This window comes from Sphingopyxis selenitireducens, from assembly GCF_051550705.1.
GTDB lineage: Bacteria > Pseudomonadota > Alphaproteobacteria > Sphingomonadales > Sphingomonadaceae > Sphingopyxis.
On sequence record NZ_JBPULG010000001.1, the window covers coordinates 426772 to 441214 of the forward strand.

Here is a 14443-nt window from a genome sequence, read left to right on the forward strand (position 1 = left end):
GATCAGCGTTGCGCCCGTCCTGCAGGTCAGGACGGGCGCGCCTTGAGCGGCAGCGCCGTGGTGAACTTGATTTCCTCCATCGAAAAAGCCGAGCTTACGTCGGTCAGCCGGATCGATCGGATGATACGCCGGTAGACCGCGTCATAGGCGGCCATATTCTCCACCCTCAGCTTGAGCAGATAGTCGACATCACCGGTCATGCGGTAGAATTCGACCACCTCGGGAATGTCGCGGATCGCCGAGTTGAGCATTTCAAGCCAGGCCTCGCTATGCTCGGAGGCCCGCAGGCTCACAAAGACGGTCAGGTCGAGGCCAAGCGCGGCCGCGTCGAGGATGGTAACGCGGCGCAAGATCACCCCGCTCTCCTCGAGCCGCTTGATCCGCCGCCAGCATGCATTTTGCGACATATTGGCCTTGGCCGCGACGGCAGCGACCGACAGCGTGGCATCCTCCTGGAGTATCCCCAATATCCGGACATCGGCGTCGTCGAGGGAAACGCGGGTCATGCCAATCCTCCTTGTGTGTTCTGAGCATCCGTAGCGCCCGCCGCAAGAGCGGGCTGCGGCACTGCGGTCCCCGCATCTGCCATATCTTCGTTGTCCAGCGCATCGCCGTCACGAAGCGCTGGTCCCATCCGCGCGATCGCCGTCGTCGCAGCGACGTCCATCGTCACATTGCCAACAGTCCGCACAAGATCGGGAATCATTTCGACCGCGATGAGGAGCGCCAAGGGTTCGATCGGAATACCCATCGCCACGCAAATCGGCGCGACCGAAGTCAGGAAACTCACCTGTCCTGGGAGGCTCACCGACCCGATCGTCGTGATCGCTGCGACCGCCGCACCGGCCGCGATCGCCGACGGGGCGAGTGAGAGGCCGAGCCAGTGTGCGACATAAATGGCAACCGCAAGGTTCATTGCCGGGCTCGTCACCCGAAAGATTGCGACCGCCACCGGAAGGGAGACGCGCGACACCGAGCGTTCGACCCCGAGATCGGCCGACGCCTTTAGCATCGGCGGCAGCGATGCGAGCGACGACTGGGTGCTGAGCGCGACCGCCTGCGCGGGCGCCACCGCCTTCGCAAAAGCCAGAAGCCGCACGCGGCCGCCAAATACCGCGACAGGATAGGCCAGCGCCCAGGCGGCAAGACCCGCGCTGGAGACGATCACGACATAATGGGCGAGCGCGCCGATCGCCGAGGTGCCAGCCCGCGCGCCGACGCCAAAGGCCAGCGCAAGCACGCCGATCGGCGCGAGCGCGAGCACCCAGCCCACGATAAGCAGGACCGCGCTTGCGGTCGTGTCGAAGAAGGCGGTCACCGGCTCGCGCTGCGCGGCGGGAAGCCGCGCGAGCGCCACAGCGAAGACGGCGGTGAACAGAATGAGCGGCAGCAGCGCATCGTTCGCGGCCGCGGCAATCGGGTTAGTGGGTACGATCGAACGCAGGAACGCCCCGATCCCGACCGTCGGTGCGCCGACATCAGCGCCGGTCGAGAGGCTCGCGGCAAGCGAACGCGCGGCTTCGGTGGGCATAGGGAAGATGCCAAGCAACGCGGGCACGAGGACCGCTGCCATTGCGGTCGAAATCCAGAGCAGCGCGACGAAAGTAACCACAGAGCGCAGCGCGACGCGATCGCCGCGTGCACTATCGACGGTCTTTGCGATCCCCGTGATCAGGAGCGAGACGACAAGCGGAATGATCGTCATCCGGAGGCCGTCGAGCCAGACGCCGCCGATGCTATCGGATATGGCGACAGCATCGTCCAGACCCGCCAGCCCGAGCCGCGTCCATCCCACGCCCAGCGCCAGCCCGGCGACCAGCGCCGATAATATAAGCCAGGTTCTCGTCATGCGACCACTCCTCCTGCCTCCGCGAAACGGAAGGCCCCTTGGCTTTGACGCGGCGAATACCGAATACCCCATCGCCCAAAACACCATTCCGCGAGGAAGTTTCTCACCCGGCGAGCGATTATTGCATTTCAAAGGCGATTTCAGGACAGACGATTCGACCGAACAAACGTTGCCTATCCCATTATTCGATCAAACAATCGAAGGAATAGCGATTTTTGAGTTCATTTATCCCAATAATCGATGAAACCACCTCAAAGTCGGTAATGAAATCACCCTGATAATCATGTCATAAAATGTCGCCAAGAGGGGACATAAGATGACATTCAGCGCCTACGGGGCCGACCATGGGAATGAAAACGTCATCGACGATGTCGGGCAGGCGTTCGAGGTTACGGCGCCGCCCACGGAAAAGCCGCAGGTTGCTTACCGCTCGGCCTCGGGCGGGTCCGCTCCCGACCTCGTCGAGGCCTTTTGGCCCCACGTCCCCCTCCTCAGAAAATATCTCCGTCGCCGCGTACCGGTCTCCGATCTCGACGACGTCTTGCAGGATGTGCTCCTCAACATCGTCCGGCGCGCCGACGCTGCGGCGGTCGCCCATCCCAAATGCTATCTTTTCCAGGCGGCGCAAGCGACACTCATCGATCGGCATCGCCGCCAGACGACGCGCCGCAAAGACTGTCATTGCCCGCTCGACGAGCCCGACCATCCGGTCGATGACATCTCGCCTTTGCGGATCCTTCTTGCAAAAGACGAGGTTCGCGCAGTCGAGACCACGCTCAGCCAGCTCCCCGAGCGCACACAGGAAATTCTCGTCGCGATCCGCGTCGAAGGGTCAAGCCTGAAGAGCCTCGCGACCCGCTATAATATTTCGACGAGCGCGATCGAAAAGCACGTGACCAAGGCCGCCAAGGCGCTCTCGGTCGTCCGCCGCAGCGATCTGGTCGCGGCGAGCCGCAATGGCCTTTCGCGGCAGCGACAGAAACTCCTCTCCAATTCCATCTGAGAAAGAAAAGATAAATGACGCTTTGCAGCACGGTTCACGAGCAGACGCGGCTCATCCACGGCGACAGTCCGTGCGACGCGCTCCAGCGCACGCCGGGCCCTCCCATCCAGCGCGGCTCGACGGTGCTGCTGCCGAGCTGCGAGGCACTCTATGACGGCGGCAAGGTCACCTATGGCCGTGTCGGCCTCTCGACGCAGCGCACGCTGCGCGATGCCCTGCGCGACCTCGAAAATGCCGACGAGGCGTTCATATACCCCTCTGGCCTCACCGCGATCACCGGCACCTTGCTTGCGCTCCTCTCGGCGGGCGACGAGGTCCTCGCCTGCGACACCGTCTATAATCCGACCCGGCGCTTCCTCGCCGGCACGCTCGCACGCTATGGCGTCACCGCCCGCTATTTCGATCCGGCCGACGACGCCGAGGCGATCCGGGCGATGATCACGCCGGCCACCCGCGTGATCTTCCTCGAATCCCCCGGTTCGCTGACCTTCGAGATGCAGGACGTTCCGGCGATCGCCGCGATGGCGAAGGAAGCCGGCGTGATGACCGTCATCGATAACACCTGGTCGGCTGGCGTGCTGTTCAAACCGCTCGATCACGGCATCGACGTCAGCATCCAGTCGCTCACCAAATATGTCTGCGGACATTCGGACGTGTTCATGGGCCTTGCCGCTGCCAAGGGACATGCCGCCGACCTTCTCGCGACGTCGAGTTACGAGACCGGCTGGGCGGTTTCGCCCGACGATGCCTATATGGCGATCCGCGGGCTGCGCACGCTTCACACCCGTCTCGCGCATCATGGCGCCGCGGCGCTCCGGGTAGCCGAGTGGCTCGAAGCACAGCCCGAGGTCCGCTCGGTCATGTGTCCGGCGCTGCCAACCGATCCCGGTCATGCCATATGGAAACGCGATTTCACCGGCATCTGCGGCCTTATCGGGGCAGTTCTCGAACCCGTATCCGACGCTGCGGTCGCAGAGATGGTCGAACGGCTCGAACTGTTCGGTCTGGGGTTCAGTTGGGGCGGTTACGAAAGTCTCGCGATCCCCGTCGATCCGCAGCTGAAGGCCCGGACCCACAAGCTTAACTATCCCGGCCCCTTGCTAAGATTGCACATCGGGCTCGAAAGGGTGGATGACCTTATCGCCGATTTGCGGCAAGGGCTCGACACCCTTTCGCAGGACACCGCCGCGTCGCAGCCCAGATTGCGGGCCGCAGGATAAACGCCGGAAACGGCAAAAACGAAAATCGAGCAGGTTCACCAGGGGGAACATTTTTCCGTGTTCAGGAGCAAGGCCATGAAAACATATACAAGACTGCTGATGGGGGCGTCATGCATCGCCGGCGCCATGTCGGCGCCCACCTTCGCGCAGGATGTCGCCGCAGACGATGCCGGCGAATCGGTATCCCAATCCGAAATCATCGTGACCGGCACCCGCGGCCAGGGTCGCACCGTCATTTCGAGCCCGACCCCGATCGACGTGATCGGCGGCGAAGAGCTGGAAAAGCTGGGCGGCGGCATGCAGCTGCGCGACGCGCTTACCCAGCTCGTCCCGTCTTTCCAGTCGACGACGGTCGGCAGCTCGTCGTTCAACAGCCTGACGCGGCCTGCCGGCCTTCGCGGTCTGTCGGGCGTCCACGTCCTCGTGCTCGTCAATGGCAAGCGCCGCCACAACAGCTCGATCATCGACTTCAACTCGGGCGCCACCTCGCAGGGCGGCAACCCGGTCGATCTCGACCTCATCCCGTCAAGCGCGATCGAGCGCATTGAAGTGCTGCGCGACGGCGCGTCCGCGCAATATGGCTCGGACGCGATCGCGGGGGTCATCAATATCATCCTCAAGACCAACGATAGCGGCGGCCGCGCGACGATCGAAGCCGGCCAGCGTTATGGCCGCGACGGCAGCGGCAGCGATGGCGAGACTATTTCGGGCAGCGTTTCGCACGGCTTCGCGCTCGGCGATGATGGCTCTTTCACTCTGTCGGTCGAGGGAAAGAAGGCACAAACCGCAATTCGCAACACGGCCATTCCCGATAACATCAATTTCTATGCGCCCCTGCCCGGCGGCGCACGCGATCCGCGCGAGCTGACCGTCAATCGCCGAACTTATCTCGGCGGTCTCCCCGAAGTGACCGACATCAAGGTCGCACAGACGCTCGTTCTGCCGATCGGCAACGTCACATTCTATTCCGACGGCACCTTCGGTTATCGCGACGCGCGCGTCGGCCAAGCCGGTCGGCGCCCAAACACCAATCAGAATATCCTCGAAATCTATCCTGACGGCTTTTCGCCTTTCTACACGCTTAAAGAGACGGACTTTCAATTGACCGGTGGCCTGCGTGGCGAAGCGGGTGGCTGGAACATCGATCTCAGCAGCACCTATGGGCGCAACTATGCGGAGAATGGCGCGGACAATACACTCAACGCGTCGATCGGGCCGTCGAGCCCGACCGAATTCAAGACGTTCAGCTCGGCATTCGACCAGTGGACGAACAATCTCGACATCACCCGCCGCGTCGAGCTTGGCGGCGAGATGGCGCTGCAGGTCTCGCTTGGCGCCGAATATCGTTATGAATCCTATGTGACCAAGCCGCTCGACGTCGACAGCTACCGCAATGGCGGATATTTCTATTCCAGCGGGCCGCTCGCAGGAACTCCCGCACAGGTCGGTGCGCAAGGCGCGATCGTTGTTACGCCCGACGATGCCGCCGACGTGAACCGCAATGTGTGGGCGGGTTATGTCGATCTGGCACTCGACGTCAGCCCTCGTTTCCTCGTCACCGCAGCCGGCCGTTTCGAACATTTCGACGACAGCTCGGGCAGCGTCTTCAGCGGGAAGGTCAGCGCGCGCTATGAGCTGACGGACTGGCTGGCGTTCCGCGGGGCGTTCAGCAACGGCTTCCGCGCTCCCTCGCTTGCCCAACAGGATTTTGCTCAGACATCGACCTCGATCAACCTCGTCGGCGGCGTCTATATCCCCGTGCTCACCAAGATTGTGAAGACGGGTTCTCCCGTCGCGCAGGCGCTGGGGGCGCAGCCGCTGAAACCCGAAAAGTCGAAGAATTACAGCCTCGGCTTCACCCTGACCCCGGCGGCGGGGCTTTCGCTGTCGGTCGATGCCTATCAGATCGATCTCGACGACCGCATCACCCTCACGGGTCTGTTGTCGGGCGCAGGTATCCGCAACATCCTGGTCGCCAATGGCTTCTCCGGCGACCAGTCTGTGCGCTTCTTCACCAACGCCGTCGATACCCGCACGCGCGGGATCGACGTGGTCGGGACCTATGCGTTCGATGTCGGAAGCGCCGGGCGCCTGCGCACCAGCGTCGGCTTCAACTATAATGATACCGATATCAAAAGGATCGCCGCAAACCCGACCGAACTCGCGGGCCTTGGCCTGACCCTGTTCGACCGGCGCACGCAGGGCTGGTTCACTTCGGGTCCGAAGACCAAGCTGATCCTCGGTGCCAATTTCGAATCGGGTCCGTTCGCGATCAATCTCAAGGAAACCCGCTACGACAAGTTCAAGTCGCTCGATAACCTCGTCAACAACCGCCCGGACAACGACCAGAGCTTCGGCGCCAAATGGATCACCGATCTTGAAGTGTCTTACGGCGTGACCGAAAAATTGCGGGTCGCCGCGGGCGCCTATAATATCTTCGACGTCTATCCCGACAAGACGACCGTCGCCAACACCATCGGGCTCGCTCCTTATGGCGCCGGACCGTTCGGCCAATATGGCGGATATTATTATGGACGGATTTCGCTCGATTTCTGACCCCCACCGTCCACGGGAGCCCGCATCATGCGCGATAAACTGATGCGGGCACTGTCGTGGGCCGTCCTGTCGACCGGCGTCGCCGGCGGCGGGGCGGCCCAGACGACGGCCCCCGCGTTCACGCCCGTTCAGGCGGCGGACTTCAGCCTGCCCGGCTCGCTTTCGAACAGCTGGGCCGATTTCGACCGCGACGGCGACCTCGACCTCGCCGTCTCGCTCAAAAACGGGGAGATTCGTCTCTATCGCAACGATCGCGGTCGCTTCACGAGCATCGGCGTCGCGATGGGGCTGCCCGTCACAGGCGCCGAGATGCGCGGCCTTGCGTGGGGGGATTATGACGGCGACGGCTGGCCCGATCTTTATGCGGGCGCCACCAACGAAAGCGCCGCCAACCTTCTTTTTCGCAACAACGGCGGCCGCGGCTTCGTCGCACAGACGGCGGAGCCCGTCGCGGCGGGCCGCTCGGCTCGCCAATCGAGCTGGGTCGATTTCGACAATGACGGCGACCTCGACCTCTTCGCCGCTAACCGCTCTGGCCCGAACGCCCTGTATCGCCAGGATGCAGGCCGCTTCGTGCGCGTCCCTGCCGAGCAGGCCGGCGACGACGCGAGGCCGACCGTCGGCGCCTGCTGGTTCGATTTCGACCGGGATGGCGATCTCGATCTCTTCCTCGCCAACCAGTCGGGCGCAACCGACGCGCTGTGGCGCAACGATGGCGATCGCTTCACTGACGTCGCTCCTGCGCTCGGCATGGACCGTCCAGGCCGCCCGCGTGCCGAAGGCAGCGTTGGCTGCGCGGTTGGCGATTATGACAATGACGGCGAGCTCGACCTGTTCGTCGCGAGCTATGGCCTCAACATCTTGTATCGTAACTTGGGCGATGGCCGCTTCGAGGATGTCGCGTCGCGCCTCGGTCTCGCCGAGGACAATCACGCCGTCGGCGCAGCTTGGGGCGATTTCGATAATGACGGTTGGCTCGACCTCTTCGTCTCCGCCTACACCGGCAAATCGGGCGCTCAGCAGCCCGCGAACCGGCTCTACCGCAATCTCGGCGGAAAGGGGTTCGTCAACATTTTGCCCGCCGGTTCGGCACTCGACGTAGCCGACCACGGCGTTCAGTGGATCGATTATGACCGCGATGGGGCGCTCGATCTCTCAGTCACGCGTGGATACACCGATGTGGGCGGCCATTTTCTTTTCCGCAACGCTCTCGACAAGGTGATCGCCCGGCGCAGCCTCGCCGTTCGCGTCCTCGACAGGGCCGGGCGCTTCACGCGCATGGGCGCCGAAGTCCGCCTGACCGACACCGCCGGAAAGATCATCGCCACTCGCCAGGTTTCGACCGGCGAAGGATATAATTCACAAGGCGCGCAGCCGCTCCATTTCGGTCTTGCGTCGTCCGCGCCGGTGAATCTCGAAGTGACCTTCATGGATAAATCGGGCCGCAAGCGGCAATCGATAGAAGCTGTTGACCCAGCACATTATGTCGGCCGTGAATTGGTCATACGTCTGCATAGATAGACTGCAGACGCTGCGCTTTGAGGCGCAAGGCAGCAATTGCGAGACGTGAAGATAAAATATCAGAATCGGCACCCGAAGGCTTTCTTCTCCGCTGCGGCCCTCGCCAAAACCGTCATCTTCGGGCTTTGATCAATGGGTCCTGACGCGGGCCCAAAACACTTGCGCTGCATTTAATCGGAGAAAAATGCCGACCACACCCTTGCCCCGACACAATGACCGTCTTTAAGACGGATCGGACATCTCACCGTCAGCAGGAGTTCTTTCTCACCGATGCACGACCCGCAATATCTGTTGGCCGTGCTGAGCCTTCCGTTCCTCGGTGGCGTCATTGTGGCGGCCCTGCCGCAGGCCGGGCGCAACTGGGCCTCGGCGATAGCGGGTTCGATCGCGCTGACCGGACTCCTCCTGATCGCGGCGCTTTACCCCGCCGTGGCCGCGGGCGGCATAATCCGCCATGAAGCCTCCTGGCTGCCGTCGCTCGGTCTTCAATTCACGCTGCGGCTTGACGGATTTACCTGGCTCTTCGCGCTCATGGTGCTGGCAATCGGCTCGCTCGTGATTCTCTATGCGCGTTATTATATGTCCCCGGAGGACCCCGTTCCGCGCTTCTTCGCATTTCTCCAAGCCTTCATGGGCGCGATGCTCGGCATCGTCCTCTCGGGCAATCTGATCCAGCTCGCCTTCTTCTGGGAACTGACAAGCCTCTTCTCCTTTCTGCTCATTGGCTATTGGCATCATAATCAGGGCGCACGCGACGGCGCGAGAATGGCCCTGATCGTCACCGGCTTCGGTGGCGTATGCATGCTCATCGGCTTCCTGCTGCTCGGCAGAATAACGGGAAGCTATGATATCGACGCCGTGCTGGCTGCGGGCCCCATCATTCGTGCACACGATGCCTATCTCCCCGCATTGATCCTGATCCTTCTGGGAGCTTTCACGAAGAGCGCCCAATTCCCGTTTCACTTCTGGCTCCCGCACGCCATGGCGGCGCCGACGCCCGTCTCGGCCTATCTTCATTCGGCTACGATGGTGAAGGCAGGCATATTCCTGCTCATCCTTCTGTGGCCCGCGCTGTCGGGGACCGAGAGCTGGTATCTGATCGTGACGACCGCCGGCCTCGCAACGCTGCTCGTCGGTGCCTGGTCGGCCATTTTCCAGCAGGACCTCAAGGGCCTGCTCGCCTATTCGACGATCAGCCACCTTGGCTTGATCACGCTGCTCCTCGGCCTCGGCAGTCCGCTGGCCGCGGTCGCGGCGATTTTCCACACCGTGAACCACGCGACCTTCAAGGCATCGCTCTTCATGGCGGCCGGCATTATCGATCACGAAACCGGCACCCGCGACCTCAAACGACTAAGCGGCCTTGCGAAATTCATGCCGATCACCGCGACGCTCGCCATGGTGGCGGCCGCCGCAATGGCAGGAGTTCCGCTCCTCAACGGATTTCTGTCAAAGGAAATGTTCCTTGCCGAGGCACTCGAGGCGCATAGCGGCACGATCATCGATCTTGTCCTGCCCTATCTGGCAACGCTCGCCAGCGGCTTCAGCGTCTTTTACTCGATCCGCTTCATCCACCAGACCTTCTTCGGCCCTCCCCCCGTGGACCTGCCGCACACGCCGCAGGAGGCGCCCCACTGGATACGGCTGCCGATCGAAATACTGGTGCTCGCGTGCCTGCTCGTCGGCATCCTGCCCACCCTCACCATCGGCCCCCTGCTCGGGATCGCCGTCGAGGCGGTGCTGGGCGAGCGAACGCCGACCTATAGCCTTGCGATCTGGCACGGCTTCAACCTGCCGCTGCTGATGAGCGTTGCCGCACTCGTCGGCGGAGCGTTGGCCTATGCGCGTTTCGGGGCGCGCCTCAATAAGGTCGAGCGCTCGCCGGTGATCGGCCGCCTCAAGGCGCGGCGCACGTTCGAGGCGGTGCTCGCCGCGATCGTCGATGCGGCACGCGACCTGCACCGGATATTGGGGACGCAGAAACTGCAGGTCCAGCTACGGCTTCTTATCGGGGCCGCGATCCTTCTCGGCGCGCTGCCCTTCCTGTTCCTGGGTTACCACCCGGGGTCCGAGCGGATCACGCTGATCGATCCGGTGTTTGCGCTCCTCTGGATCATCGGCGGCCTTTGCGCGGTCGGGGCGGCGTGGCTCGCAAAATTCCACCGCCTCGTCGCCCTGTCGCTGATCGGCGGGGCGGGTCTGGCAACCTGCATCAGCTTCGTCTGGCTCTCGGCACCCGATCTGGGCCTCACCCAGTTGCTGGTCGAGATCGTCACGCTCGTGCTTCTGCTGCTGGGGCTGCGCTGGCTGCCGCTGCGAAAGCCCGATATCTGGCCGGAAGCGCGAACACCGCTGATGGTCCGGATACGCCGCAGTCGCGACCTCGTGCTGGCGATTGCCGGGGGTGCGGGAATGGCCGCGCTCTCCTATGCAATGATGACCCGCCCGCCCGTCGACAGCATATCGCGATATTTTGTCGAAAACGCCTATGCCGAAGGCGGCGGTGCGAACGTCGTCAATGTCATCCTCGTCGATTTCCGCGGCTTTGACACGCTCGGCGAGATTACGGTCCTGGCTATCGTCGCACTGACCGTTTTCACGCTTCTTCGCCGCTTCCGCCCCGCGCCGGAAAGCATCGAACTTCCGCATCAGCAACAGCGCCAGAACGATTTCGACCATGCGGAGGAGGAACGCTCGCACGGCGATACGCTGGCCCATTATCTTTTCGTGCCGCGGATCATCATGCAGTGGCTGTTTCCGGTCATCCTGACCTTCGCCATCTATCTCCTGATGCGCGGGCACGATCTGCCGGGCGGCGGTTTCGCCGGCGGCGTGACAGCCTCGATCGCCATCCTCCTGCTTTACATGGCCGGCGGGACGCGCTGGGTCGAGGCGCGCCTCGACATCCGGCCGCTGCGGTGGATCAGCATCGGCCTTCTGCTCGCGGTGGGGACGGGGCTCGCGGCGTGGATCGCGGGTTATCCCTTCCTGACGAGCTATTTCAGCTATTTGCCGGTCCCGCTGATCGGCAATGTGCCGATCGCCAGCGCGCTGCTGTTCGATATCGGGGTGTTCGCCGTCGTCGTCGGGACCACGGTCCTGATCCTGATCGCGCTTGCACACCAGTCGATCCGGTCGCCGCTCAAAAAGAAGGCGGGCGAAGATCAACCGGCGCCCCCGCCGGAAAGGAACGCCTGATGGAAGTCGTCCTTTCGCTCGCCATCGGCGTCCTGACCGCGTCGGGACTCTGGCTGTTGTTCCGGCCGCGAACCTTTCAGGTCATCCTGGGGTTGTCGCTGCTATCCTACGCGGTCAACCTCTTCATCATCGCGGCGGGGCGCCTTCGCACCGATGCGCCTCCCGTCGTCGGCAAGGGTCCCGCCGATCCGGCGACGTATGCCGACCCGCTCCCGCAGGCGCTGGTCCTGACAGCCATCGTGATCTCGTTCGCGACCACCGCGCTTCTGGTTGTCGTGCTCATGACCTCGCGCGGCCTGACCGGGACCGACCATGTCGATGGCGAGGACGGCGAGCCATGACGGGATGGTTCCAGCACCTGATCATCCTGCCGATCCTGCTGCCGCTGGTCGCCAGCGCGCTGATGCTGTCGCTGGATGAACGGCGCCGTGCGACAAAACGGGTGCTCAGCCTTGGCGCCGCAGCCCTGCTGATCGCCGTCGCGGCAATCCTCCTGTGGTTTGCCCGCGAGGGCGGCCCCGTCGCTTACCGGCTCGGCGACTGGCCCTCGCCCTTCGCGATCACGCTCGTCGCCGACCGCCTGTCCACGATGATGCTGCTTTTGACCAGCATCCTCGGCTTTACGTCGCTCTTTTACGCAACTGCCCGCTGGGACCGATCGGGACCGCGCTTCCACGCGCTGTTTCTGCTTCTGCTGATGGGGATCAACGGCGCCTTCCTGACCGGCGACATCTTCAACCTTTTCGTATTTTTCGAGGTCCTGCTCGCCGCATCCTACGGCCTCATCCTGCACGGGTCGGGGACCGAGCGCACCAGCGCCAGCCTTCACTATATCGCGATCAATATCGCGGCATCGCTGCTGTTCCTTGCCGGCGTGGCCCTCATCTATTCGGTGACGGGCACACTCAACATGGCCGATCTCGCCGTGCGTGTGAGCGCGGTAGACAGCGAGGATCTTGCGCTTCTGGAATCGGGAGCGGCGATCCTTGGCGTCGCCTTCCTCGTCAAGGCCGGCATCTGGCCGCTCAGCTTCTGGCTGCCGCGAACCTATGCCGCCGCCTCGCCTCCCGTCGCGGCGGTGTTCGCGATCATGACGAAGGTCGGCATCTATATCATCCTGCGGCTGTCCTTTCTGCTGTTCGGAAAGGATTCGGGCGGAGCGGCGGGCTTCGCCAACGACGCCCTGCTTTTCGCGGGCCTCGCAACAATGGCGTTCGGCATTCTGGGCATCATGGCCGCGCGCCAGCTGTCCCGGATCGCAGGCCATTATGTGCTGGTGTCATCGGGCATCCTGCTCGCCTCGATCGGTATCGGAGGGGAAGCGCTGACCGCGGCCCTCCTCTTCTACCTCGTCAGTTCGACGCTGGCGGTCAGCGCCTTCTACCTCATCATCGAGCCCACCGAGCGCAACGCCGACGAGGACGATATGATCGAGGGTATCGCAGAGCCGGTGTTCGACGATGAATATGTCGGGGCGATCGAGGAAAAGGATACCGAGATCGGGGTGGTGATCCCCGGGACGATTGCGATCCTGGGCGGCGGCTTCATCTTTTGCGCCCTGCTGCTTGCGGGGCTGCCCCCATTGTCGGGGTTCATTGCGAAGTTCGCGCTGATCGACGCGCTGTTCAGCCATGTCGTGATCGCGCCGTCACACTGGGTCATGATCGCGCTCATCATCCTGTCGGGGCTGGCAACGATGATCTCGATGACGCGCGCGGGCATCGACCTGCTCTGGACGCCGGGGGAGGATTCGCCTTCGCGCCTCAGTCTGATCGAAGTCACGCCGATCGGGCTGCTCCTTGCCGTCTGCCTCGCGCTGATGCTCGCTGCCGGGCCGGTCATGGATTTCATGGAGGCGACAGCCGCCGCGCTTCACGATCCGGATGGCTATATCAAAGCCGCCGGTCCCGCTGCTCCTGTCGTGGACGAGAGCGTGGCAGCAGCCGTGGGTGCCCGTCCATGAGACGTCTCGTGCCTTTTCCGTTTCTGACCCTTTGCCTGTTCGTGATGTGGATTTTGCTGACCGGTTTCTCTCCGGGCCATGTCCTGCTCGGCGGGCTGGTTGCAGTGCTGGTTTCGCGTGCGATGCTGGCACTCCAACCCGAGGACACTGGGTTTAAGCCAAGCCTTGCTGTACTCCGGCTCGTCGGCCTGGTTTCGGTCGATATCGTCCGATCGAACATCGCCGTGGCGAGGATCGTGATGTTTCCGCGCGGCGAACGCAAATCGGGCTTTCTTCACCTGCCCGTTGATCTGCGAAACCCCCACGCCCTCGCGGCGCTGGCGGTCATCATCACTGCGACGCCGGGTACGTTATGGGTCCAGCATGATGCGGGCCGGCACGTCATCCTCATTCACGTCCTGGACCTCGTCGACGAGGAGCAATGGATCCAGCTGATCAAGGATCGTTACGAGCGTTTGCTCATGGAGATTTTTGAATGAGTACGCTGTTTCTGGCCCTCGTCATCACGGCCGCGCAAATTCTGCTGGGGCTCTCGATGCTGTGCGCTACCTACCGGATGCTCCGCGGCCCGCGCGCGCAGGATCGGGTGCTGGGCCTCGACGCGCTCTATCTCGGCGCGATGCTGCTTCTCGTCACCTATGGTGTCCAGACCGGGCGAACGCTCTACTTCGAAGCAGCGCTCGCCATCGGCCTGCTCGGCTTCGCGGGCACCGTCGCGCTCAGCAAATTCCTCATGCGCGGCGAGGTGATCGAATGATCCAGGCACCAAACCTTCCGGTCTGGGCGGCGCTTCTCGTCGGCCTGCTGCTGCTGGGCGGCGCGGGCATCACGCTGATCGGGACATTGGGACTGCTGCGGCTGAAGACGTTCTACGAACGCGTTCATGCGCCCACGCTTGGCTCCACGGTGGGTGCGTTGCTGATCCTCGCGGCATCGATGATCTGTTTCACCGTGCTCCAGTCGCGTCCCGTCGTTCACGAAATCCTGATCGGGATATTCGTCACGCTCACGACGCCGGTCACGCTGATGCTGCTGGCCCGGGCCGCCATCTATCGCGATCGCAGCGAAGACACCGCGCCCGTGCCACCGGACAGCCCGACTACGAAGGGCACCGAATAAGCTGGCCGGCTGCG

At 63.2% G+C, this 14443-nt stretch carries 12 protein-coding genes; 10 read left to right on the forward strand and 2 right to left on the reverse strand.

What is annotated here, in order from left to right:
• Nucleotides 1–26: 26 nt before the first annotated feature.
• Both ACSYDV_RS01910 and ACSYDV_RS01915 read right to left on the reverse strand, forming a co-directional pair.
• Nucleotides 27–506, reverse strand: coding sequence for an Lrp/AsnC family transcriptional regulator (locus ACSYDV_RS01910; protein WP_438322048.1), 480 nt, complete (start codon nucleotides 504–506; stop codon nucleotides 27–29).
• Nucleotides 503–1849, reverse strand: a complete 1347-nt coding sequence (locus ACSYDV_RS01915; RefSeq protein ID WP_438322049.1) for a dicarboxylate/amino acid:cation symporter — start codon at nucleotides 1847–1849, stop codon at nucleotides 503–505. Before ACSYDV_RS01915 ends, ACSYDV_RS01910 begins: the two co-directional genes overlap by 4 nt.
• A 316-nt stretch (nucleotides 1850–2165) precedes the next feature.
• Between ACSYDV_RS01915 and ACSYDV_RS01920 the strand changes: the two genes are divergently transcribed.
• The 10 genes from ACSYDV_RS01920 to mnhG all read left to right on the forward strand — a co-directional run bounded on the left by ACSYDV_RS01920 (nucleotide 2166) and on the right by mnhG (nucleotide 14429).
• Complete coding sequence (locus ACSYDV_RS01920; RefSeq protein WP_438322050.1) at nucleotides 2166–2852, forward strand: RNA polymerase sigma factor; 687 nt, start codon at nucleotides 2166–2168, stop codon at nucleotides 2850–2852.
• A 14-nt stretch (nucleotides 2853–2866) separates the two neighbouring features.
• Nucleotides 2867–4072 (forward strand): cystathionine beta-lyase, encoded by a 1206-nt coding sequence (metC, locus tag ACSYDV_RS01925; protein ID WP_438322051.1) that lies wholly within the window; start codon nucleotides 2867–2869, stop codon nucleotides 4070–4072.
• A 75-nt stretch (nucleotides 4073–4147) separates the two neighbouring features.
• The gene (locus ACSYDV_RS01930) at nucleotides 4148–6628 is read left to right on the forward strand and encodes a TonB-dependent receptor plug domain-containing protein (protein WP_438322052.1); all 2481 of its coding nucleotides are present in this window, start codon (nucleotides 4148–4150) and stop codon (nucleotides 6626–6628) included.
• A 27-nt stretch (nucleotides 6629–6655) separates the two neighbouring features.
• Entirely contained in the window at nucleotides 6656–8149 is a 1494-nt protein-coding gene (locus tag ACSYDV_RS01935) for an FG-GAP repeat domain-containing protein (RefSeq protein WP_438322053.1), read from the forward strand.
• Nucleotides 8150–8419: 270 nt separating this feature from the next.
• Complete coding sequence (locus ACSYDV_RS01940; protein ID WP_438322054.1) at nucleotides 8420–11347, forward strand: monovalent cation/H+ antiporter subunit A; 2928 nt, start codon at nucleotides 8420–8422, stop codon at nucleotides 11345–11347.
• Nucleotides 11347–11688, forward strand: coding sequence for a Na+/H+ antiporter subunit C (locus ACSYDV_RS01945; protein ID WP_438322055.1), 342 nt, complete (start codon nucleotides 11347–11349; stop codon nucleotides 11686–11688). The genes ACSYDV_RS01940 and ACSYDV_RS01945 overlap by 1 nt, the downstream gene beginning before the upstream one ends.
• Nucleotides 11685–13310: a monovalent cation/H+ antiporter subunit D gene (locus ACSYDV_RS01950; protein WP_438322056.1), complete on the forward strand. Its 1626-nt coding sequence runs from the start codon at nucleotides 11685–11687 to the stop codon at nucleotides 13308–13310. Before ACSYDV_RS01945 ends, ACSYDV_RS01950 begins: the two co-directional genes overlap by 4 nt.
• Nucleotides 13307–13789, forward strand: a complete 483-nt coding sequence (locus ACSYDV_RS01955; protein WP_438322057.1) for a Na+/H+ antiporter subunit E — start codon at nucleotides 13307–13309, stop codon at nucleotides 13787–13789. The genes ACSYDV_RS01950 and ACSYDV_RS01955 overlap by 4 nt, the downstream gene beginning before the upstream one ends.
• Nucleotides 13786–14067 carry a K+/H+ antiporter subunit F gene (locus ACSYDV_RS01960; protein ID WP_438322058.1) on the forward strand — a complete coding sequence of 94 codons (282 nt, stop codon included), beginning with the start codon at nucleotides 13786–13788 and terminating at the stop codon, nucleotides 14065–14067. The genes ACSYDV_RS01955 and ACSYDV_RS01960 overlap by 4 nt, the downstream gene beginning before the upstream one ends.
• Nucleotides 14064–14429 carry a monovalent cation/H(+) antiporter subunit G gene (gene mnhG / locus ACSYDV_RS01965; protein WP_438322059.1) on the forward strand — a complete coding sequence of 122 codons (366 nt, stop codon included), beginning with the start codon at nucleotides 14064–14066 and terminating at the stop codon, nucleotides 14427–14429. The genes ACSYDV_RS01960 and mnhG overlap by 4 nt, the downstream gene beginning before the upstream one ends.
• The last annotated feature ends 14 nt before the right edge of the window (nucleotides 14430–14443 follow it).